The organism is Streptomyces sp. NPDC004542, assembly GCF_040610035.1.
In the GTDB taxonomy this organism is placed as follows: Bacteria; Actinomycetota; Actinomycetes; order Streptomycetales; family Streptomycetaceae; genus Streptomyces.
Genome location: NZ_JBEXLP010000039.1, coordinates 1 through 21,377, shown reverse-complemented (window position 1 = coordinate 21,377; position 21,377 = coordinate 1). Strand labels below are relative to the sequence as shown.

At 74.0% G+C, this 21,377-nt stretch carries 17 protein-coding genes and 2 pseudogenes; 8 read left to right on the top strand and 11 right to left on the bottom strand.

Going from position 1 to position 21,377, the window contains the following annotated elements:
• Positions 1–150 precede the first annotated feature (150 nt).
• From ABZX30_RS21655 to ABZX30_RS21645, 3 genes and pseudogenes are all read right to left on the bottom strand, one after another.
• Positions 151–651 carry a metallophosphoesterase gene (locus tag ABZX30_RS21655; RefSeq protein ID WP_355935649.1) on the bottom strand — a complete coding sequence of 167 codons (501 nt, stop codon included), beginning with the start codon at positions 649–651 and terminating at the stop codon, positions 151–153.
• A gap of 26 nt (positions 652–677) precedes the next feature.
• Positions 678–1,304: pseudogene (locus tag ABZX30_RS21650) on the bottom strand (SDR family NAD(P)-dependent oxidoreductase); the annotation flags it as partial.
• Positions 1,300–4,074: an FAD-linked oxidase C-terminal domain-containing protein gene (locus ABZX30_RS21645; protein WP_355935646.1), complete on the bottom strand. Its 2,775-nt coding sequence runs from the start codon at positions 4,072–4,074 to the stop codon at positions 1,300–1,302. The gene ABZX30_RS21645 and the pseudogene ABZX30_RS21650, both read right to left, overlap by 5 nt.
• Before the next feature lie 214 nt (positions 4,075–4,288).
• On the opposite strand from ABZX30_RS21645, the gene ABZX30_RS21640 reads away from it, so the two are divergent.
• The 4 genes from ABZX30_RS21640 to rfbC all read left to right on the top strand — a co-directional run bounded on the left by ABZX30_RS21640 (position 4,289) and on the right by rfbC (position 8,141).
• Positions 4,289–4,735, top strand: a complete 447-nt coding sequence (locus tag ABZX30_RS21640) for a MarR family transcriptional regulator (RefSeq protein ID WP_355935644.1) — start codon at positions 4,289–4,291, stop codon at positions 4,733–4,735.
• A 121-nt stretch (positions 4,736–4,856) separates the two neighbouring features.
• Positions 4,857–5,441: a hydrolase gene (locus ABZX30_RS21635; RefSeq protein ID WP_355935642.1), complete on the top strand. Its 585-nt coding sequence runs from the start codon at positions 4,857–4,859 to the stop codon at positions 5,439–5,441.
• Between the two features lie 122 nt (positions 5,442–5,563).
• The gene (locus tag ABZX30_RS21630; protein WP_355935639.1) at positions 5,564–7,504 is read left to right on the top strand and encodes a glycosyltransferase; all 1,941 of its coding nucleotides are present in this window, start codon (positions 5,564–5,566) and stop codon (positions 7,502–7,504) included.
• 28 nt (positions 7,505–7,532) lie between these two features.
• Entirely contained in the window at positions 7,533–8,141 is a 609-nt protein-coding gene (gene rfbC, locus ABZX30_RS21625; RefSeq protein WP_355935637.1) for a dTDP-4-dehydrorhamnose 3,5-epimerase, read from the top strand.
• Here the strand turns inward: rfbC and ABZX30_RS21620 are convergent.
• From ABZX30_RS21620 to ABZX30_RS21585, 8 genes are all read right to left on the bottom strand, one after another.
• On the bottom strand, positions 8,131–8,934 hold the full coding sequence (locus ABZX30_RS21620; protein WP_355935634.1) for a class I SAM-dependent methyltransferase: 804 nt from the start codon (positions 8,932–8,934) through the stop codon (positions 8,131–8,133). The two genes, rfbC and ABZX30_RS21620, sit on opposite strands and share 11 nt — an antisense overlap.
• A complete protein-coding gene (gene rfbD / locus ABZX30_RS21615; RefSeq protein ID WP_355935632.1) occupies positions 8,931–9,812 on the bottom strand; it encodes a dTDP-4-dehydrorhamnose reductase in 882 nt (293 codons plus the stop codon). The genes ABZX30_RS21620 and rfbD overlap by 4 nt, the downstream gene beginning before the upstream one ends.
• Entirely contained in the window at positions 9,812–10,789 is a 978-nt protein-coding gene (gene rfbB, locus ABZX30_RS21610; protein WP_355935630.1) for a dTDP-glucose 4,6-dehydratase, read from the bottom strand. Before rfbB ends, rfbD begins: the two co-directional genes overlap by 1 nt.
• Positions 10,786–11,853, bottom strand: a complete 1,068-nt coding sequence (locus ABZX30_RS21605) for a glucose-1-phosphate thymidylyltransferase (RefSeq protein ID WP_355935628.1) — start codon at positions 11,851–11,853, stop codon at positions 10,786–10,788. Before ABZX30_RS21605 ends, rfbB begins: the two co-directional genes overlap by 4 nt.
• Before the next feature lie 120 nt (positions 11,854–11,973).
• Positions 11,974–12,150 carry a hypothetical protein gene (locus tag ABZX30_RS21600; RefSeq protein ID WP_355935627.1) on the bottom strand — a complete coding sequence of 59 codons (177 nt, stop codon included), beginning with the start codon at positions 12,148–12,150 and terminating at the stop codon, positions 11,974–11,976.
• Positions 12,151–12,230: 80 nt separating this feature from the next.
• Positions 12,231–12,599, bottom strand: coding sequence for a DUF6479 family protein (locus ABZX30_RS21595; RefSeq protein WP_355935625.1), 369 nt, complete (start codon positions 12,597–12,599; stop codon positions 12,231–12,233).
• A 131-nt stretch (positions 12,600–12,730) separates the two neighbouring features.
• The gene (locus ABZX30_RS21590; RefSeq protein WP_355935623.1) at positions 12,731–13,006 is read right to left on the bottom strand and encodes a hypothetical protein; all 276 of its coding nucleotides are present in this window, start codon (positions 13,004–13,006) and stop codon (positions 12,731–12,733) included.
• Between the two features lie 91 nt (positions 13,007–13,097).
• On the bottom strand, positions 13,098–15,551 hold the full coding sequence (locus ABZX30_RS21585; RefSeq protein WP_355935621.1) for a SpoIIE family protein phosphatase: 2,454 nt from the start codon (positions 15,549–15,551) through the stop codon (positions 13,098–13,100).
• 196 nt (positions 15,552–15,747) lie between these two features.
• Here ABZX30_RS21585 and lanKC point away from each other — a divergent pair, with 196 nt between their 5' ends.
• The 4 genes and pseudogenes from lanKC to ABZX30_RS21565 form a co-directional block, all read left to right on the top strand.
• The gene (lanKC, locus tag ABZX30_RS21580; RefSeq protein ID WP_355935620.1) at positions 15,748–18,360 is read left to right on the top strand and encodes a class III lanthionine synthetase LanKC; all 2,613 of its coding nucleotides are present in this window, start codon (positions 15,748–15,750) and stop codon (positions 18,358–18,360) included.
• Between the two features lie 74 nt (positions 18,361–18,434).
• Positions 18,435–18,548: a SapB/AmfS family lanthipeptide gene (locus ABZX30_RS21575; RefSeq protein ID WP_355935618.1), complete on the top strand. Its 114-nt coding sequence runs from the start codon at positions 18,435–18,437 to the stop codon at positions 18,546–18,548.
• Positions 18,549–18,674: 126 nt separating this feature from the next.
• Positions 18,675–20,399: an ABC transporter ATP-binding protein gene (locus ABZX30_RS21570; RefSeq protein ID WP_355935616.1), complete on the top strand. Its 1,725-nt coding sequence runs from the start codon at positions 18,675–18,677 to the stop codon at positions 20,397–20,399.
• Positions 20,396–21,377, top strand: a pseudogene (locus ABZX30_RS21565) (ABC transporter ATP-binding protein); the annotation flags it as partial. The gene ABZX30_RS21570 and the pseudogene ABZX30_RS21565, both read left to right, overlap by 4 nt.

Sequence of the window (21,377 nt, the reverse complement as noted above, 5' to 3'; positions counted from 1 at the left end):
GGGGCGGACAGGGGTACGCGGCGCGACAGCAACGGATGGCATGCATGTCCTCCCCGGCACTTCCCGGAAGGAGGTCCGTGACAGCGCATCATCCACAGTGACCGGGCCGTTCCCGTTTCGAGGGGCGGCCCGGGTCTCCTGCGGCGGGGCTCAGCGCCGCGGCAGCCGGTGCAGCGTCACGTCCGTGAGCGCGCCGTCGCCGACCGATGCCGTCAGGTATGTGCAGTGCGGCTGGCGGCGGCGGTCCGTGGGCGAGCCGGGGTTGAGCAGGCGCAGGCCGCCGGGGGCGGTGGTGTCCCAGGGGATGTGGCTGTGGCCGAAGACCAGGACGTCGAGGTCGGGGAAGCGGGCGGCGCAGCGGGCCTCGCGGCCCTGGGCGGGACCGGTCTCGTGGACGACGCCGAAGCGCAGGCCGCCCAGGTCGGCGTGGGCCACCTCGGGCAGGCGGGCACGCAGCCCGGGCCCGTCGTTGTTGCCGTACACGCCGACCAGCCGGCGGCTGCGGCCCTCCAGCAGGTCGAGGGTGTCGGTGTCGACCCAGTCCCCGGCGTGGATCACGACGTCGGCCCGCGGGATCTCGGCCAGGAGCTGGTCCGGCAGGCGCCTGGCGCGCTTGGGGAGGTGCGTGTCGGACATCAGGAGCAGGCGCACGGGGTCAGGCTACCGAGCGGCCGTGGTCACCCGGACCGGGCGAGGCGCCGCACGCCGCGCAGCGCGGTCACCGCGGCGAGCCCGGTGCCGAGGGCGGTGGCGGCGGGATGGCGGGCCAGGGCGGCCTGCCAGGAGCGGTCGTGGGCACGGTCGTCGAAGATGCCGTGGGCGCCGTGGTCGTCGCCGGGCAGCCGGTCGAGGGGTTCGAAGAGGTTGCCACCGCCGGCCGGGGCCTCCTCGTCGGTCTGCTGGGCGTCGAAGCCGGTGCGCGCCAGGTAGCGGTCGAGCAGGGCGGGGGCGAGCCGGTTGGCCCAGATGGTGGCCACGGTGGTGGCGCCGACGTAGTACTGCTTGCGGCGCGGGTGGTCGGCGGCGTACAGCACGCCCCGGGCGGCGACCTCGGGCTGGTAGATCGGGGGGACGGGGCTGGGGTGCCTGGGCAGGCGGGAGCGCACCCAGCCGAACTGCGGGGTGTTGACGGCGGGCATCTGGGCGACGGTGACGTGCACGTTGCTGCCGCGGTGCAGCAGTTCGACGCGGAGCGAGGAGGTGAAGCCGTTGATGGCGTGCTTGGCGCCGCAGTACGCGGACTGCAACGGGATCGCGCGTTCGCCGAGCGCGGAGCCGACCTGCACGACGGTGCCCCGGTCACGCCCACTGCCACCAGCACGCCGTCATGACGTTCGACGCCGACCGGGAGCTGATGCGGCGCGCCCACCTCGACGCCGACGTCCTCGACGAGGGCTGCTGCGGCCTGGCCGGCAACTTCGGTTTCGAACGCGGCCACCACGAGGTCTCCATGGCCGTCGCCGAACAGGGCGTCCTGCCCGCCGTCCGCGAGGCGGCCCCCGGCAGCCTGCTCCTCGCCGACGGATTCAGCTGCCGCACCCAGACGAGTTGCTCGGCGAAGGTGCGGACCTGCCCGGCGAGCCGGCGCACGTCCTGGTCGGCGGGCATCAGCTCGGGCGCGTCGGCCCGGAACACGGCGGTGCACGAGGGTTCCAGGCCGATGACCGGGGTGCCCTCCTCGAGGTAGGGGCGCAGCACGCCGAGGGTGTGGCGCAGCACCTTCTCGGCCATGGTGAGCTGCCCGGTGGAGATCCAGGTCAGGCCGCAGCACACCGGCTTGTCGGGTACGGCGACCCGGAAGCCCGCGTCTTCGAGGACGCGTACGGCGGCCACGGCGATGGACGGGTGGAAGTACGTGCTGAAGGTGTCCGGCCAGAGCACCACGGTCCGCGGGTCGGCCGGGTCGGGCTGCTCGGTGCCGCGCTCGCGCCACCACTGGAGGAAGGAGCGCTCGGCGAAGACCGGCGCCGGCCGGGCCGCGTCGACGCCCGCCAGCCGCTTGCCCAGCCGGGCGAGGCCGGGCGCGTGCAGCGCGCTGTTGACGAGTCGGGGCGAGAGCCGCGACAGCCGCGCCCACACCGGCAGCCAGCCCATCGAGTAGTGGGCGGCGGGGCGTACCCGGCCCTCGTAGTGGTGGGCGAGGAACTCCGCCTTGAGCGTCGCCATGTCGACCCCGGTCGGGCAGTCCGACTTGCAGCCCTTGCAGGCCAGGCACAGGTCGAGGGCGTCACGGACCTCGGTGGAGCGCCAGCCGTCCTGCACCGCGGAGTCCGCGTGCCCGTCGAGCATCTCGAACAGCAGCCGGGCCCGGCCCCGCGTGGAGTGCTCCTCCTCCTTGGTGGCGCGGTACGAGGGGCACATCACGCCACCGGTGTGGCTGCGGCAGTTGCCGATGCCGACGCAGCGCATGACCGCGCGGGTGAAGGAGTGCTCGTCCTGCGGGTAGCCGAACCGCGTCTCGGGCGTGGCGGGGCGCCACGCGGGGCCGAGGCGCAGTTGCCCGTCGACGGGGTTGGGGCGGACGACCTTGCCGGGGTTCATCCGGTCCCGGGGGTCGAAGAGGGCCTTCAGCTCGCCGAACGCGGTCACCAGGCGCTCGCCGAACATGCGGGTGAGCAGTTCGCCCCGGGACTGGCCGTCGCCGTGCTCGCCGGACAGGGAGCCGCCGTAGGACGCCACGAGGTCGGCGGCCCGCTCCACGAACCGGCGGAAGTCCGCCACGCCCTCGGCGGTCTTCAGCCCGAAGGGGATGCGGGTGTGCACACAGCCCTGCCCGAAGTGCCCGTACAGGGAAGGGTGGTCGTAACCGAACTCCCCGAACAGCTGCTTGAGGTCGCGCAGATAGTCGCCGAGCCGTTCCGGCGGGACGGCCGAGTCCTCCCAGCCCTCCCAGGTCTCGCGGTCGTCCGGGGGCCGCGCGGTGACGCCGAGCCCGGCCTCGCGGGCCTTGAGCATCTTCTCCTCGCGGTCCGGGTCGTCGGAGAAGGCGACGTTCGCGTCCTTCTCGCCGCGCCCCACGGCGCGCAGCAGGGCGTGCGCCTGTTCGTCGACGTCGTCCTGGCTGTCGCCGCTGTACTGCACCATCAGCCAACTGTCGCCCTCCGGCAGCACGGCGAGGGAGTCCAGGTAGGCGCCCTCCTCACGCATCAGCTGCGCCATCCGCCCGTCCAGCGCCTCCAGCTGGCTGGGCGAACTGTGCTCCAGCAGGTGCGGCACGTCGTCGGCGGCGGCGCAGATGTCGTCGTAGCCCAGCACCAGCAGCGACTTGTACGGCGGCACCGGGACCAGGTCGAGTTCGGCGCGCAGCACGGTCACCAGGGTGCCCTCGCTGCCGACCAGGGCCTTGGCGACGTCGAAGCAGTTCTCGGGCAGCAGGGAGTCGAGGTTGTACCCGGAGACCCGGCGGGGGATCCGCGGGTAGCCGCGGCGGATGTCGGCGAGGTACTCGGTGACGAGGCGGTCCAGGCCCTCGTACAGGTCGGCGAGCCGGCCGCCCCGGGCGGTGATCCGCTCGCGTTCGGCGGCGGGCGTCGGTCCCACCCAGGCGCGGATGCCGTCGTAGGTGAGGATCTCCAGGCGGCGGACGTTGTCCACGGTCTTGCCGTACGCCTGGGCGGAGGAGCCGCAGGAGTTGTTGCCGATCATGCCGCCGAGCGCGCAGTGGCTGTGCGTGGACGGCTTCGGCCCGAACTGCAGCCTGTGCCCGGCCAGTTCGCGGTTGAGCTGGTCCAGTACGATGCCGGGCTCGACCACGCAGGTCCGGGCCTCGGGGTCCACCGAGACCAGCGCGTCGCAGTACTTGGTCCAGTCGATCACGACGGCGGTGTTGGTGGACTGTCCCGCCAGACTGGTACCGCCGCCGCGGGAGAGGACGGGGGCGTCGAACCGGGCGCAGACCGCCACGGCACGTGCCCCCGCCTCGACCGTGCGGGGGACGACGACGCCGATGGGGACCTGCCGGTAGTTCGAGCCGTCCGTGGCGTACGCCCCGCGGCTGCCCGCGTCGAAGCGGACCTCGCCGTCCACCTCGGCGCGCAGAACCTTCTCCAAGCCGGTCACGTCCGGAGGGGTCATCTGCTCACTTCCTCGCTCTGGGCCGACGTCCTCGCCCGGTCACCGCGGCCGAGTACCCCTGGATCGCCCGGTGGAACGGGGGTTCCTGCCGGCCGTCCGCAACAAAGTGCCCAGATGAGAACCGAACAGCCTCAACTGAACAGTCTTAACTGAACAGCCTCAACTGGACAGCCTCTACTGGACAGCCTCTACTGATCACCATAGAGTGGTCGGCATGGAGCACATCTCCGACTCCGCGGTCCGCACCGCGCGTGACCTGCGGGTGGTCTTCAGCCGACTGCGGCGCCGCATCCGGGAGGTCGCGCGGGACGAGGACAGCAGGGTCCTGACTCCGTCCCAGGAATCGGCCCTCACCCTGGTCGGCAAGCACGGCGCGGCCACGGCCAGCGCCCTGGCCGCCGCCGAGGGCGTGCGGCCGCAGTCGATGGCCACCACCCTGGCCGCACTGGACCGGCACGGCCTGATCCGCCGGGCCCCCGACCCCGACGACGGCCGGCGCCAGCTGGTCACCCTCACCGAGGCAGGCCGGGCCCGGGTCGAGGGAAACCGGCAGGTGCGCGAGGAGTGGCTGGCCCGGGCCTTCCAGGACCGGTACACCGAGGCGGAGCGGAAGACGGTGCTCGAGGCGCTGGCCCTCCTGGAGCGGCTGTCGCAGCCCTGACACCGGGGCCCGCCCGGCCGGCCGCGCGCGATGCCGGACCCCGTTCACACCTGACGCACACCCGTCGGCGGCCGTGCCGGGCCGTCCGCCCGGCCCCCTGCCCTCTCGAAAGGCCCCACCCGTGGCTCTGACCGCTCTTGATCCCCGTACCGCCCTGGTCGCGATCGACCTGCAGAACGGCATCGTGGGCATGCCCACCCGGCCGCACACCGGCCCGGACGTGGTGGGCCGCACGGCGGAACTCGCCGGCGCCTTCCGGGCCCGCGGCCTGCCCGTGGTGCTGGTCCGGGTCTCCTTCGCCCCCGACTGGGCCGACGCCGTTCCCGGCCGCACCGAGCGCCAGGCACGCGGGCTCGCCTTCCCGGAGGGCTGGGACTCCGTGGTCGGTGAACTGGACGGCCACCCCGGCGACATCCGCGTCACCAAGCACAACTGGAGCGCCTTCCACGGCACCGACCTGGACGTCCAGCTGCGCCGCCGCGGCGTCACCCAGATCGTGCTGACCGGCATCGCCACCAGCATCGGCGTCGAGTCCACCGCCCGTGACGCCTACGCCCACGGCTACCACGTCACCCTCGCCACGGACGCCATGGCCGACAGCGACCCCGAGGCGCACCGGAGCAGCGTCGAGCGGATCTTCCCGCGGCTCGGCGAGTCGGGCACGACGGCGGAGGTGCTGGAACTTCTTACCAAGACGCACGGCTGAGCACCCGCCCGGCCCCCTGCCCATGTCGAACGACCGTCCACCCGAGAGACCGGGTTAGCATTCGGCCACGCGCACGTGCCACCCAGGCAACGGGTGGCGAGCAAAGGGGGCTTGGAAACCGGATGCCGGTCAAGGTCAGCGTCGTCGTCCCCGTGTACAACCCCGGGCCCTACATCGAGGACTGCATCGCCTCGCTGCTGCGGCAGTCGCTGCCTCCGGACGAGTTCGAGGTGGTCTTCGTCGACGACGGCTCCACCGACGGCACCCCGGCACGCCTGGACGCCCTGGCCACCGATCACCCGCACGTGCGGGTGATCCACCAGGAGAACTCCGGATGGTCGGGCAAGCCCCGCAACGTGGGCATCGACGCCTCCCAGGGCGAGTTCGTGATGTTCGTCGACAACGACGACTACCTCGGCGACGAAGCCCTCGAACGCATGTATGAGTACGGGGTGGCGAACAAGGCCGACGTGATCGTCGGGAAGATGGCCGGCAAAGGGCGGCCGGTGCCGGTGGAGCTGTTCCGCCACAACCACCCGCACGCCACCTTGGAGAACGCCCCTCTGATCGACAGCCTCACCCCGCACAAGATGGTCCGCCGGGCCTTCCTGGAGCGCACCGGACTGCGTTTCCCGGAGGGCCGGCGGCGCCTGGAGGACCACGTCTTCGTCACCGAGGCGTACCTGCGGGCCGACAACGTCTCGGTGCTCAGCGATTACGTCTGCTACTACCACGTCAAACGGGACGACGCAGCCAACGCGGGCTTGCGGCCCTTCGACCCGGTCGGCTACTTCAAGAACCTCCGCGAGGCCCTGGACGTCGTCGAGCGGTACACCGAACCGGGCCCGCTGCGCGACCGGCTGCTGCGCCGCTGGCTGCGCGTCGAGATGGTCGACCGGATGAGCGGGCGCCGCCTGCTGGCCATGCCGGACGACTACCGCCGGGAGGTCTTCCAGGAGATCCGCGGGGTGGTCCTCGAACGCTTCGGACCCGGCGTGGCCGCCGGACTGCGCCCGGCACAGGGGATCGTCGCCGCGCTGATCCGCGAGGACCGCTACGACGAGGTGATCGCCCTCGCCGAGTGGGACGGCGGTGTCGCCCCCAAGGCCGTCCCGACCGCGGCCACGTGGCGGGACGGCGCGCTGCGGATCGCCTTCACCGCCGAGTACCACCGCGCCGGCCAGGCGCTGACCTTCGCCGCGGACGGCACCGGCGCACCCGCCGACGGCGCGCCCCGGGACCTCGACGAGGCGACCGCCCGGCTCGGCGCGGCCGCCGTGGACGGCTTCGGGAAGGCCACCGCCGACCTGATCCTGCGCGACCGCGCCAGTGCCGCCTCCTTCTTCCAGCGGGTCGAGCTCACCCGCGAGCGCGTTCCGGCCGGGGACGGGCGGATCCGGCTGGTGCTGCGCGCCACGGCCACCGTCGACCCCGCCACAGCGGCCGGCGGTGCCCCGCTGCACGCCGGCCTGTGGGACGCCTACGTCCGGGTCGGCCTGGGCGGCTGGTCCAAGGACTGCCGTCTGGGCCCTGCCCCGCGCCAGGGCCGTCCCGCACCGCCCGCGGGCGCGGTCGCCGGCCGGGTGGTGCTGCCGTACTGGACCAAGCAGTACGAGAACTTCTCCCTGGACGTGGACCGGGCGACCAGGTCGCTGGGCCTGACCGCGCTCACCCCCGAGGACGCGGCGGTCTCCGGCGACGGGCTGCTCAGCCTCGCGCTGCCCCTTTACGTCGCCGACCGCACCGACGTCCTGCTGCGCTGGACCGGCACCGCCGCGGGCGGTCCCCTCCAGGAGCCCGGGACGCTCACCCCCGCGGACGGCAACGGCTCGCTGCTGCGGGCCCCTCTCCCCCTGGCCTCGATGCGGGGGGCGCTGTGGCGGCCTCAGCTGTGCCTGGCGCCGAACGCGCAGCCGCCTCGTTTCCTCGCCCTGCCGCTGGCCCTGCGCGTCAGCCGGGGCGGAGCCGTCGAGGTGACGGGCCCCCCGGTGCCCGGCCCGGTACGACGGCTGCTGCGCACGGTGCGGCGGATCGCGGGCGCGGCCCGGCGCAGGATGACATAGACCGACGAGACCCGGAGGGCGTGACGACGTGCGGGCACTGAAGGTAGCGGACGCCTGGGTGCTGGAACCGAAGGTGTTCCCGGACCCCCGAGGCAGCTTCCACGAGTGGTACCGCGGCGAGGAGTTCCGCGAGGCCACCGGATACGGCCTCGAGCTCGCCCAGGCCAACTGCTCGGTGTCGCGGCGGGGCGTGCTGCGCGGGATCCACTTCGCCGACGTGCCGCCCGGTCAGGCCAAGTACGTCTCATGCGTCCGGGGCGCCGTCCTGGACGTGGTGGTGGACATCCGCGTCGGCTCGCCCACCTTCGGCCGCTGGGAGGCCGTACGCCTGGACGACGACACCCGGCACGCCGTGTTCCTCGCGGAGGGGCTGGGGCACGCCTTCATGGCGCTCACCGACGACGCCACGGTGGTGTACCTGTGCTCGGCCGGGTACGCGCCGAAGCGCGAGCACGGGCTGCACCCGCTCGACCCCGCTCTGGGCATCGCCTGGCCGCAGGACATCGAGCCGCTGCTGTCCGAGAAGGACGCGGCCGCCCCCTCGCTGGCGGAGGCGGAGCGGTCCGGACTGCTTCCCACGTACGCGGACTGCTCCGCCCACTACGAGCGGCTGCGCGCCGGACGGCTCAGCGGCTGACGCCGAGCTGTTCCACCGCGCGGCGCAGGGGCTCGTAGCCGCGGGACCGCTTGGTGCCGCGGTCGCGGGCCGTCACCAGAGGCTTCCAGAAGCCGGCCGACAGCAGGGTCTCCGGCTTGACGGCAGTGGTGCGCTCCAGGATCGACTCGGGCACCTTCTGCGGGTCGGGAACCTGGAACTCCGCGATGATCTCGTCGTACTTGTCCTTCAGCACCGTGTTGTCCGGGTCGGCGCCGAAGACGACCAACTGACCGGTGGGCGCGGTGTCGACCAGGACCGTCATCAGGTCGGGGCGGTGGCGGTTCAGGATCTCGACGAGCTTGTACACGTCCCCGGTCCAGGCGTTGGTGTGCCGGTCGCGGGCGGCCTCGTCCACGTTGCGCGGCAGCATGTCGTCGAAGACGATCACGCTGGCCCAGTCCGAGTGCTTCTCGATGTTGATGAAGTCGCGCAGGGCGTACTCGAACAGGTGCATGCCGTCGATGAACGACAGGTCCAGGGTGGTGCGCTTCCAGTAGCCGAACGGGCTGCGGTTGCGGGCCAGGTTGCGCAGCGGGTGGCGGCCGCCCCGGAGATGCGCGAGGGGGTTGTCCCGGGCGAAGAAGTCGTCACTGGTCGCCTTCGCCAGGTGGACGTCGCAGCGGATCTCCGTGACCACCTTGAACGCGGGGTCGATGGCTATGCTGGGCACCCGCGACAGCGTCAGGCTGCGGCCGTCGTTGACGCCGATCTCCAGGTAGTTGCGGTTCGCGGTGACCTTGTGGAGTTCCCGCAGGAACTCGTGCCGTTTCACTGAGACATCTCCTTGCGGATGTGGGGCAGTGCTTCCTGCAGGGCGGACCGCCAGTCCCTGAGCGGTGTCAGACCGATCTCCCGCCACCGGTCGTGTCCGAGGGCGCTGTAGGCGGGCCGGGGCGCGGGCCGGGGGAAGGCACGGCTGTCGGTGGCCCGTACCCGGTCCGGGTCGGCGCCGGCGAGCCGGAACACCTCCCGGGCCAGTTCGTACCAGCTGGCCTCGCCGGAACTGGTGGCGTGGAAGACGCCGTGCGCGCCGATGTCCCGGGCGAGCCGCTCGCCGAGGTCCGCGATCCGGGCGGCGACGTCCGCGCTCCAGGTCGGCTGTCCGCGCTGGTCGTCGACCACGTCGACGGTGTCGAGGCGGCCTTCCAGCTCCAGCATCGTGCGGACGAAGCTGCGCCCGTGGACGCCGTACAGCCAGGCGGTGCGCACGACGGCGGACGCGCCCGGGAGCTCTTCGAGGACCGCCCGCTCCCCCGCCAGCTTGGTGCGGCCGTAGGCGGTGCGCGGCGCGGGGGGATGGTCCTCCGGGTAGGGGGTGTCGCGCATCTCGCCGGAGAAGACGTAGTCGGTGGAGACGTGGACCAGGCGGGCGCCGCGGGCGGCGCAGGCGCGGGCGAGCAGCCGCGGCCCGTCGCCGTTGACGACGAGCGCCCGGGCCTCGTCGGTCTCGGCGTCGTCGACGGCCGTGTACGCGGCGCAGTTGACCACGACCTCGGGGCGGTGCTCCCCGAACGCCCGGCGGACCGCGCCGGCGTCGCCGATGTCCAGCGCGGCGCGGTCCAGGCCCGTCACGTCCGCGCCGCGCAGCAGCAGTTCCCCGACGGTGTCACGGCCGAGCATCCCGCCCGCGCCGGTGACCAGCCACCGCATCAGGACCCCTGCCGGGCGCGCCGCTTGAGCGGTTGCCACCAGGCGCGGTTGTCCCGGTACCAGGCGACCGTGTCGGCGAGGCCGGTGGTGAAGTCGCGGCGCGGCCGGTAGCCCAGTTCGTCGCGGGCCTTGGTCCAGTCCACCGAGTAGCGCAGGTCGTGACCCTTGCGGTCGGTGACGTACTCCACCCGGTCCCAGTCCGCCCCGCAGGCCTCGAGGAGCAGGCCGGTGAGTTCCCTGTTGCTCAGCTCCGTGCCGCCGCCGATGTTGTACACCTCGCCGGGCCGGCCCTTGGAGCGCACCAGCTCGACGCCGTGGCAGTGGTCGTCGACGTGCAGCCAGTCGCGGACGTTGCGCCCGTCGCCGTAGAGCGGGACCGTGTGGCCGTCGAGCAGGTTGGTGACGAACAGCGGGACGACCTTCTCCGGGAACTGGTGCGGGCCGTAGTTGTTGGAGCAGCGGGTGACGCGCACGTCCAGGCCGTGGGTGCGGTGGTAGGCCAGCGCGAGCAGGTCGGAGGAGGCCTTGGAGGCGGAGTACGGGGAGTTGGGCGCGAGCGGGTGGGTCTCGGGCCAGGAGCCGGAGTCGATGGAGCCGTAGACCTCGTCGGTGGAGATGTGCACGAACGGGCCGACGCCGTGGCGCAGGGCCGCGTCCAGCAGGGTCTGCGTGCCGGCCACATTGGTGCGCACGAACTCGCCCGCCCCCGCGATCGAGCGGTCCACATGGGACTCGGCGGCGAAGTGCACCACCTGGTCGGCCTCCGCCATGAGCTTGTCGACCAGACCGGCGTCGCAGATGTCGCCCTGGACGAACCTGAGGCGCGGATGGGCGGCGGGCAGGTTGGCGAGCGTGCCCGCGTAGGTGAGCTTGTCCAGCACGGTGACGCGCGGCACGTCGGACGCGTCGTCGGCGAGGAGGGTGCGGACGTAACGGGAGCCGATGAACCCGGCGGCGCCGGTGACGAGGAGATTCATGAACGGATCTGCACCTTGCTGTGGTCTCCGATGACGAGTCGGTGGGCACTGGGCAGGCCGTTCGCCGGGGACACCTCGGCGTGCCGGCCGATCAGCGAGGACTCGATCCTGCCCACCCCGTCGAGGGAGGAGTCCCGCAGCACGATGGAGAACTCCAGCTCACTGTCGGTGATCCGGCAGTTCTCCGCGATCGAGGTGAACGGGCCGATGTAGGAGTCGACGACGGTCGTCCCCGACCCGATGACGGCCGGGCCGACGATCCGCGAGTTGACGATCCGCGCCCCCTGCTCGACGACCACCCGCCCGACGGCCTCGGACACGTCGTCCACCTCGCCGTCGATGCGCCGCTCGAGGCCCTCCAGCACGGTGCGGTTGACCTCGAGCATGTCGTCGACGTTGCCGGTGTCCTTCCAGTAGCCCTGGATCACCGTCGAGCGGACGTCGGCGCGGGTGTCGATGAGGTACTGGATGGCGTGGGTGATCTCCAGCTCGCCCCGCCAGGACGGCTTGACGGCCCGCACCGCCTCGTGGATCACGGGGGTGAACAGGTAGACCCCGACCAGGGCGAGATCGCTCTTGGGGTGCTCCGGCTTCTCCTCCAGGCCGATCACCTGCCCGGCCCGGTCGAGTTCGGCCACCCCGAAGGAGCGGGGGTCGGGGACGTGGGTGAGCAGGATCTGCGCGTCGGGGCGGTTCGCGCGGAAACCCTCGACCAGATCGCGGATGCCGCCGACGATGAAGTTGTCCCCGAGGTACATCACGAAGTCGTCGTCGGCGAGGAACTCACGCGCGATCAGCACCGCGTGGGCGAGGCCGAGGGGCCGCTCCTGCGGTATGTAGGTGACCTCGAGGCCGAATGCGGAACCGTCGCCGACCGCTTCCTCGATCTCGGCGGCCGTGTCACCGACGATCATGCCGACCTCGGTGATCCCGGCCGCGGCGATGGACTCCAGCCCGTAGAAGAGCACCGGCTTGTTGGCCACGGGAACCAGCTGCTTGGCCGACGTGTGGGTGATCGGACGCAGCCGGGTACCGGCACCGCCGGAGAGCACCAGAGCCTTCATTTGTCTCACCTTATCGGTGATCGTCCGTGACGGACCTGAAGTTGGCTCACTGGTTGGTGACGGCGGTGTCACTCCGGATGACGTGGGTGCTGCGGGCGGCCCGCCCGGCGGTGGACCGGCTCAGTCCTCGCCGCGGACGATGGTGCCGTCCTGACCCGGGTCCGCCTCCCGCGCGGCACCCCGGTCCAGGACGGCGGGCAGGCAGGTCCGCACTCCCCCGCCCCGCCGCCGGCGGGCCTTCGACCAGCCCGTCTCGGATATGCCGACCACGGGTTTCTCACTGCCGCGCACGGTCACGACGTCTCATCTTCCCTCTGCTGTTCCGCTGCTGGTCCTGAGGCTGCTGCCTCGGGTACGGGCGCTGTGCCGGGTGCTCGTCAGGTGCGCCCGCCACCGCCGCCGCCGAACGATCCGCTCGAACCGGGCTCCCAGCGCGGGCGGCTCTGGTCGGCGGCCCGCTTGGTACCGGTGGGGTTCAGCTGGTGCGGCGTAAGCCGCTCGCTCCCGTCCGTCGCCCGGGGCACCTCGTCCCACTCGCGCGCCTGGCGCTCCTCCTGCACCGGACCGGAGACCGGACGCGTGGGCTGCTCCTCCGGGCGGGGCGGCGCCGATTCGCGCCGCCGCACCCTGAAGCCCAGCCGGAAGGCCCAGATCAGTCCGGCGACGAGGGCGACACCCACGACGAGGATGGCGGTGTACCCGAAGGCGGAGACGCCTCCGGCGGCCTCGTTGATGGCAATGTTCATGGACCGCGGGTACCCGGGCGGGCGCGCCGGATGCCTGGCCGCCGGCTCCGGCGTGGCGCGTGCCCCCGTGCGCCGGGCCGCCGCCGGCGACCGCAAGGTGATCGGCCGGCTCCGCATGGTCACGCCCCAGGTCACGACCGCTCCGGTCCGGCCGCCGCCCGCTGCACCTCCGCCTCGGTCTCGGTCCGGGACCTGCCCGTCTCCTTCGCGTACTCGCCGAGCGCCGTCTGCACCTCGCGAGCCAGGTCGCGCCAGGCCCGCAGAGCCGTCTCGTAGGTCGACGACTGGGCCGCGGTCCACTGTGCCTGGGCCGGAGGGCCGTACGCCTCGCGCAGGGCCATGGCCCTCGCGTGCGCCGCTTCGGCCGCGCGCTGCTTCTCCACGAGCTCTTCGAAGGTGTGTGCCACGGCAGGACCCTAGGCAAGGGGGCGGGACGGACCCCGGCGACCTGCCGTGGGCACCCCCATGCGCACCCGAGTGGCGGGTGGCCCGCGGGGGTCAGCCGTCGAGGCCGAGTTCGGCCCAGACCTGCTTGCCGCCGCTGACCGGGAGCGTGCCCCAGGCCGCCGACACGGCTTCCACCAGCAGGATGCCGCGGCCCCCGGTGGCCTCCCAGCCGACGCTGGTGGGCTTCATCGGGGTGCGGGGCGAGGCGTCGGTGACGGCGACGCGCATCCGCCGGCTGACGAGCGTGAGGTCCAGGCGGACCTGGCCGTCGGTGTGGACCAGGGCGTTGGTCACGAGTTCGGACACGACCAGCAGCACGGTGTCGATGTCGTCGGCGGGCACCTCCCAGGCGCGCAGGGTGCGCCGGGTGAAGCGGCGGGCGTGCCGGGCGGCCTCCGGAACCCGCCACACCGTCCAGCCCTCCCTGAGCGGGCGGACGGCCATGCCGTCGTAGCGCATCAGGAGCAGGGCGATGTCGTCCTCGCGGTGCGCGCCCGCGAGCAGCGCGTCGGCGACGAGGCCCAGGTGGGCGGGGTCGGCGGCGGACAGGTCGTGGGCGAGCCGGTCCATGCCGGCGTCGATGTCGCTCCCGGCGGACTCCACCAGGCCGTCGGTGGTCAGCGCCAGCACGGTGCCGGGCTGGAGCCGGAGCGGGGTCATGGGGAAGTCGGCCCGGCCGAGCACGCCGAGCGGCGGGCCGCCCTCCGTCTCCACGACGGTGACCGAGCCGTCCGGCAGACGCAGCACGGGGGGCACGTGTCCGGCCCGGACGCACCAGGCGGAACCCTCCTCCATGTCGACGTCGACGTAGGCGCAGGTGGCGAAGAGGTCCGTCTCCATGTCCATCAGGAGGCGGTTGGCGTGGGAGACCACGACGTCCGGCGGGTGCCCCTCGGTCGCGTACGCGCGCAGGGCGGTGCGCATCTGGCCCATCAGGGTCGCGGCGCCCGCGTTGTGCCCCTGCACGTCGCCGATGACCAGGGCCACGTGGTGGTCGGGCAGCGGGATCACGTCGTACCAGTCGCCGCCCACCTCCAGCCCTGCGGTGGTGGGCAGATAGCGGGCGACGGCGACCGCGCCGGACAGCTTGGGCAGGCGGCGCGGCAGCAGGGTGCGCTGGAGCATGCCGACCAGTTCGTGCTCGGCGTCGAAGGCGTGCGCGCGCATCAGGGCGTGACCGGCCAGCGTCGCCGCGGCGGTGAGCAGGGCACGCTCGTCGGGGCCGACGTCGTGCGGGCGATCCCAGCCGATCAGGCAGGCGCCCGCCATCCGGCCCCCGGCGGGCAGCGGCAGCACGGCGAGACCGCCGGGGCCGACCTCGGCCAGGGCGGGCTCCAGCTCACTGCCCGCGGGCCAGATCTGGATCCGGCCCTCGCGCAGGGCGGCGGCCAGCGTGGGCATCTCCCGTACCGGCGCGTCGGGCCACTCGGTCCGCCACTCCGCGCGCCACAGCTCGGGCCAGACCTCCGGTTCGGGCGGGTCGAGGACGGTGACCACCAGGCGTTCGTTCTCCAGCTCGGCCAGGGCGATCCGGTCGGCCTGCAACGGCCGGTGCAGGGCGGCGACCACGGCCTGGCTGACGTCCTTGACGGTGCCGGCGGTGGCGAGCGCGGCGGCGAGGCGCTGCACACGGGCTACGTCGGTGACGTCGGAACGCAGCGTGGAGACGTCCGCGACGGTGCCGGCCAGACGGGCCGGCCCGCCCTCGCCGCCGGGCAGCAGCCTGCCGCGCAGCCTCAGCCACCTGGGCGGCCCGGACGGCTGGCGGATGCGGAACTCCAGCTCGCGGTCGCCGAGGGACATGTGGTCGGCCTCGACGGCCGACATCAGCGCGGGCAGGTCCTCCGGCACGGCCCGGCCGAGCAGGGTCTCCACCTTGCCGTCGAACTCCGACCGGTCGATCCGGAACAGGTCCAGGATCCCGTCGCCGACCTCGATGCGGCCGGTGTCCATGGCCAGGCTGAAGGCGTCCGCGGGCAGCTCGCCGGTGTCGGCGGCGCGGGCCGGGGCGCGCCAGGCGACGGCCTCCGCGATCAGTTCCAGGCAGGCGCGGTCCTCGGTGCCGAAGCCGCCGGGGCTCTCGGTGACGGCGAGCAGGCAGCCGCCGGCGTCCAGAGGGACCGGCAGGGCGGCCAGGGAGAAGTCCGGGCTGGGGGTGCGCCGCGCCTCGGGGCAGCCCGCGAGTTCCTCGGGCCCGAGCCACACCGGCCGCCCCTCGCGGTGCGCCTCGGCGGCCGGGGCCCGGCCGTCGGCGGGATAGCTGTCCCGCAGCCCGTACAGCGTGCGCGGCAGGCCGGCCGACTCCATCAGACACAGGGAGACGCCGTCCGCGCCGGGCGCGTACACCCCGGCGAACGCCGCACCGGCGAAGACGAGTGCCTGTTCGAGGACGCGGCGCAGCCGGTCGGGCGCACCGGGATCGGCGGTGACCGTCTCGAGGGCAAGTTCGGCACGCTCCGTTCTCGTTCTGCGCACCGCAGCGCCCTCACTGACCACGTTCGCCATTACAGCGCTTATGGGGGCACTGCGCAGCCCCTGTGACGATGCGCGGGAGTCCGAGGGGGCGGGCGGCGTTCGAAACGCACCGAACATGTCTTGACCCATGCGTTCCGCACGGCGATCTCGTGACAGCGGTGACTGTCCGCGACCACCGGGCCCTGGAAAGGTCGTTGCGAGCCAAGGAGGGGAAGGCGGGGAAGGCATGGACAAGCGGTACGAGGTGTACGCGCTCGCCGACAGACACTTCTACGACACGCCCGACCGGCTGTCCGCGGCCGGTCCGGACGCCGCGCCGCTGTACGACACGGCGCGGCGCACGGTCCCGGAGGGCTGGCACGCGGGACGCACCGGCGACTGGCTGACCCTGACGCCGCTCGACGCCGACGGCGCGCCGCTGCCGTCGCCCGCGCAGGGCTGGAAGATCCACGCCTCGGCGACGCGGGCCGACGCGGAGCGGATCGCCGCGATCGTGTGGGACTACTGCGTACCGCGCCGCATCCCGTTCAAGTTCGTGCCGGCTCCGCATCTGCTGCACCTGCGCAACGCCAAGTACGCGGGCCGCGACACCAGCGGCAAGTTCGTCACCGTCTACCCGGCCGACGAGGAGCAGCTGCACCGGGTGCTGAACGAGCTCGGGGAACTGCTCGCGGGCTTCGAGGGACCGTACATCCTGACCGATCTGCGCTGGCACGACGGTCCGCTGTACGTCCGTTACGGCGCCTTCGCGCGCGCCTATGTGGTCGACGAGCGCGGCTCGCTCGTCCCGGCGGTGCGCGACGGCGAGGGCCGGCTGGTGCCGGACCGGCGCGCGCCGTCCTTCCAGGTGCCGGAGTGGGTGACGCTGCCGTCCTTCCTCGAGCCGCATCTCGCGGCCCGCAACACCACGACGGTCGGCGAGCTGCCGTACCGCATCGAGAAGGCGCTGCACTTCTCCAACGGCGGCGGCGTGTACGCGGGCACCGACACCCGCGACGGGCGCCGGGTGGTGCTCAAGGAGGCGCGGCCGCACGCGGGACTCGCCGCCGACGGCGCGGACGCGGTGGCGCGGCTGGAACGCGAGAAGGCCGCGCTGGAACGGGTGGCCGGGACCGGGGTGGTCCCCGAGGTACGGGACTGGTTCACGCTGGGCGAGCACCGCTTCCTGGTCATGGACTTCCTGGAGGGGCAGCCGCTCAACTCCTTCTTCGCCAAGCGGCACCCGCTGCTGACCGCGGACCCGGACCCGGAGGCGGTCGCCGGCTACACGGCGTGGGCGCTGCGCATCCACCGGGCGGTCGAGGAGGCCGTGGCGGCGGTGCACGCGCGCGGGCTGGTCTTCAACGACCTGCACGTGTTCAACATCATGGTCGCGCCGGACGACGAGTCGGTGTTCCTCATCGACTTCGAGGCCGCCGCGCCGGCCGAGGAGATGGGCCGCCAGGTCGTCGCCCACCCCGGCTTCTTCGCGCCGCCCGACCGCCGCGGCAAGGACGTCGACCGCTATGCGCTGGCCTGCCTGCGGCTGGCCCTGTTCCTGCCCGTGACCACGCTGTTCGTGGTCGACCGGGGCAAGGCGGCCCATCTGGCCGAGGTCATAGCCGAGCAGTTCCCGGGCGTGCCGCGCGCCTTCCTGGACGAGGCGGTCGCGGAGATCACCCGGGACGCGGCGGGCGCGGCCCGCGCGGTGGGGCCGATCCAGCCGGTGCAGCCCGGCGACTGGCCCTACAGCCGGGACTCCATGGTCAAGGCGATCCTCGCCTCGGCCACGCCGGAACGCGACGACCGGCTCTTCCCCGGCGACATCGCCCAGTTCGGCGACGGCGGCGGCCTCGGCCTGGCGCACGGCGCGGCGGGTGTGCTGTACGCGCTGGCCGAGTCCGGCGCGGGCCGCCACGAGGAGGGCGAGCGCTGGCTGCTGGCCCGCACCGCACCGCCGCCGGCCGGCACCCCGCTCGGGCTGTACGACGGTCTGGCGGGCGTCGCCCACGTCCTCGGCCGGCTCGGGCACCGGCAGCGCGCCCTCGACCTGGTCGACGGCATCCTCCGGGAGAAGTGGCAGCACCTCTCCTCCGACCTGCACGGCGGACTGGCCGGCCTCGGCCTGGTCCTGGACGATCTGGCGCGCACGACCGGCGAGCGGGAACTCGCCGACCGCGCCGCCGAGGCCGCGGACCTGCTCGTCGGCCGTCTCGCCGAACCGGTCCCGGACGGCGCCAGACGGCGGGCGGGGCTGCTGCGGGGCGCCACCGGACCGGCGCTGTTCCTGCTGCGCCGGTACGAGGCGACCGGGGAGCCCCGGCTGCTGGCGGCCGCCGCCGAGGCGCTGCGCCGCGACCTGGCGCGCTGCGTGGTGCAGGACAGGACCGGCGGCCTGGAGGTGGACGAGGGCTGGCGCACCCTGCCCTACCTCGGGGACGGCAGCGCCGGCATCGGTCTGGTCCTCGACGACTTCCTCGCCCACGCCACCGGCGACACCGGGGAGTTCGAACGGGCCCGGGCCGGCATCCTCGCCGCCGCCACCTCCCGCTTCTACGCGCAGCCCGGCCTCTTCCAGGGCCGCGCCGGAATGATTCTGCACCTCAGCCGCACCACCGCGCCGGGCGCGACACCGTCCCGGCTCGGCGCACAGATCGCCGGGCTCGGCTGGTTCGCCATGGCCTACCAGGGCCAGCTGGCCTTCCCCGGGCACCAGATGATGCGGCTGTCCATGGACCTCGCCACCGGAACGGCCGGGTGCCTGCTCGCGCTCGCGGCGGCCCTCGACGGCGAGCACATCGCGCACCTGCCGTTCCTCCCGCCGTCACCGGCGGCCCCCGCACGCGGCTCCGCGACCTGACGGAGTCGTGACACCACCCCGTCCCCGCCAGGGGCCCGGGAGAAAACCGACAACCGACCGAAAGGAACACCAAGATGGCACTCCTCGACCTGCAGACCATGGAGTCCGACGAGCTGGGCGGCGGCGGCGCGAGCACGGCGAGCCTGCTCTCCTGCGTCTCGGCGGCCAGCGTTCTGCTCTGTCTCTGACCGCACCGCTCCCACGGCTCCGGGCGGCCCTGTCCTGCGGGAGAGGGGCCGCCCGGGGCTTCACCCGTGACCGCTTCCCCGATGCCTCCTGACGTACTCCTTCCTCGATGGGAGGCCCGCAGCCCGATGACGACCCGCGCCGACGACGATCCGGTGGCCGCCCCGACCCGCGCACTGCTGCGCGGGGCGAACCGGCACGACGCGGCCCGCTGCGCCGCCCTGTGCGCGGTGAGTTGCGCCGGGACCGCCGCTGGGCTGCTGCTTCCGGCCGTACTCGGCCGGACCCTCGACCTGCTGCTGGCGCACGGCCCGGCGGCCCGCTGGGTGTGGTGGTGCGTCGGGCTGGTGGCGCTGCTCGCCGTCCTGGACGGCTGCGAGAGCGTCCTGACCGGCACCGTCGACGCGCGGGCCACGGCGTGGCTGCGGCGGCGGTTCGCCGGGCACGTGCTGGCGCTGGGCCCGCGCGCCACGGACCGCTTCGGTGCGGGCGACCTCGTCGCCCGCCTGGTGGGCGGCGGCGCGCAGGCCGGGACGGCGCCCGGCGCCCTCGCCGCGCTGCTCGCCGCGCTCGCCGGGCCCGTGGGGGGCGTGGTGGCGCTCGGCCTCATCGACTGGCGGCTGGCGGCCGTCCTGCTGGCCGGCGCGCCGCTCCTCGCGCTGCTGCTGCGCGCCTTCGCCCGCGACACCTCCAGTTGCGTGGCGGACTACCAGCGGCTGCAGGGCGGGATCGCGGCGGCGCTGGCGGAGGCGGTCGGCGGCTCCCGCACGATCCGCGCGGCGGGCACCGAGGAGCGGGAGACGGCGCGGATCCTGCGCACGCTGCCGGAACTGTCCCGCGCGGGCCACCGGATGTGGCGGGTCCAGGGGCGGGCCGCGGCACGGGCGGTGGCCGTGGCGCCGCTGCTGCAGCTCGCCGTCGTCGCCCTGGCCGGGTTCCTGCTCACCCGGCACCGGCTGTCCGTGGGCGAGGTGCTCGCCGCTTCCCGGTACGCCGTGCTCGCGGGCGGTGTGGGCGTGCTCGTCGGCCGGGTCGCCGCGCTGTCCCGGGCCAGGGCCGCGGCGCGCCGACTGGGCGAGGTGCTGGCCGAGCCCGCGCCCGCGTCCGGCACTCGCCGGCTGCCGCCCGGCCCCGGGCGCCTCCAGCTGCGCGGTGTCACCGCCCGGCGCGGCGGGCGCACCGTACTCGACGGCGTGGACCTGGACGTCCCCGGCGGCACCCTCCTCGCCGTGGTCGGCCGCTCCGGTGCGGGCAAGTCCCTGCTCGCGGCCCTCGCCGGACGGCTGGCCGACCCGGACGCCGGTGAGGTGCTGCTCGACGGCGTGCCGCTGCGCGAGCTCGCCCACGACGACCTGCGGGCGGCCGTCTCCTACGCCTTCGAGCGCCCCGCCCTGCTCGGTACGACCATCGAGGACACCATCGCCCTGGGCCGGCCCGACCTGCCTCCCGGCCGGGTCCGCGCCGCCGCCCGCCGGGCCCGCGCCGACGCCTTCGTGCGCCGGCTGCCGCACGGTTACGCCACCGCCTGCCGGGACGCCCCCCGCTCCGGCGGTGAGTCGCAGCGCCTCGGCCTCGCCCGGGCCTTCGCCCACGGCGGGCGGCTGCTGGTCCTCGACGACGCCCTCTCCAGCCTCGACACGGTCACCGAGCACCATGTCACCGAGGCCCTGCTGACCGGCGACACCCGCCCCACCCGGCTGCTCGTCGCCCATCGCGCCGCCACGGCGGCCCGTGCCGACGCGGTCGCCTGGCTGGACGGCGGGCGGTTACGGGCGGTCGGGCCGCACGCGCGGCTGTGGCGGGATCCCGCGTACCGGGCGGTGTTCGGTGTCGAGGAGGGGCTGTCACGGTGACGGTGCGGGCGCTGGGACCGCTGCGGTGGCGGGTGCTGGCCCGGCTGGCCGGCTGGTCGGTGCTGGAGGCGGGCCAGACCTTCCTGGTCGGGTACGCGCTCGCCCGGGCCCTCGACGAGGGGTTCCTGGCCGGCCGGGCCCGGGCCGGACTGCTGTGGCTCGGCCTTGCGGCGCTGGGCGTGGCCGTCGGGGCGTACGGGACCGGACGGGTGTACGGGGCCGTCGCCGCGCTGGTCGAGCCGGTGCGGGACCGGCTCGTGGCACGGGTGGTGGCGCGCGGGGTGCGGGAGGCGGACGGCGCGACGCTCTCCGGGCTCACCCAGCAGGTGGAGATCGCGCGGGACACCCTCGCGGGCCTGGTGATGGTCTCGCGTTCGTTCGTCTTCACCGCGGCGGGTGCCCTCGCCGGCCTCTTCTCCCTCTCTCCGCGGCTCCTGCTGGTGGTCGCGCCGCCGCTGCTCGCCGGGGTCTGCCTGTTCGCCGTGACGCTGCGTCCGCTGGCCCGGCGGCAGGAGGCCTTCCTCGTCGCCGACGAGGACCTCGCCGAGCAGTGGGGCACGGTCTGCCCCGGGCTGCGCGACGTGACGGCGGCGGGTGCGCAGGCGCAGGCCGGCGCCGGGCTGCGGGCGTGCGTGGACGCCGAACTGCGGGCCGCCCGCTCCCTGGCCCGCTTCGGCGTCCTGCGGGTGGCGGCCCTGGCCCTCGGCGGACAGCTGCCCGTCGTCCTCCTCCTCGCCACCGCCCCCTGGCTCCTCGCCCACGACGTCACCCCCGGCGCCCTGGTCGGCGCCCTGGCCTACGTCACCCAGTCCCTCCTCCCCGCCCTGCAGAACCTCATCCACGGCCTCGGCGCCAGCGGCTCCCGCCTGACCGTGGTCCTGCGGGAGCTGGGCACGACCACCGCCGAACTCGCCCCGACCCGCGGACCGGTGGACGAGGCGCTGGCCAAGGTCGCGAGCGGATGGGCGCCGCGCGAGT

Bases quoted from the DNA above. Each gene is read 5' to 3' on its own strand.
- ABZX30_RS21645 (WP_355935646.1), bottom strand. From the start codon at position 4,074: ATGACCCCTCCGGACGTGACCGGCTTGGAGAAGGTTCTGCGCGCCGAG.
- ABZX30_RS21640 (WP_355935644.1), top strand. From the start codon at position 4,289: ATGGAGCACATCTCCGACTCCGCGGTCCGCACCGCGCGTGACCTGCGG.
- ABZX30_RS21630 (WP_355935639.1), top strand. From the start codon at position 5,564: ATGCCGGTCAAGGTCAGCGTCGTCGTCCCCGTGTACAACCCCGGGCCC.
- rfbD (WP_355935632.1), bottom strand. From the start codon at position 9,812: ATGCGGTGGCTGGTCACCGGCGCGGGCGGGATGCTCGGCCGTGACACC.
- rfbB (WP_355935630.1), bottom strand. From the start codon at position 10,789: ATGAATCTCCTCGTCACCGGCGCCGCCGGGTTCATCGGCTCCCGTTAC.
- ABZX30_RS21605 (WP_355935628.1), bottom strand. From the start codon at position 11,853: ATGAAGGCTCTGGTGCTCTCCGGCGGTGCCGGTACCCGGCTGCGTCCG.
- ABZX30_RS21595 (WP_355935625.1), bottom strand. From the start codon at position 12,599: ATGAACATTGCCATCAACGAGGCCGCCGGAGGCGTCTCCGCCTTCGGG.
- ABZX30_RS21585 (WP_355935621.1), bottom strand. From the start codon at position 15,551: ATGGCGAACGTGGTCAGTGAGGGCGCTGCGGTGCGCAGAACGAGAACG.
- lanKC (WP_355935620.1), top strand. From the start codon at position 15,748: ATGGACAAGCGGTACGAGGTGTACGCGCTCGCCGACAGACACTTCTAC.
- ABZX30_RS21575 (WP_355935618.1), top strand. From the start codon at position 18,435: ATGGCACTCCTCGACCTGCAGACCATGGAGTCCGACGAGCTGGGCGGC.
- ABZX30_RS21570 (WP_355935616.1), top strand. From the start codon at position 18,675: ATGACGACCCGCGCCGACGACGATCCGGTGGCCGCCCCGACCCGCGCA.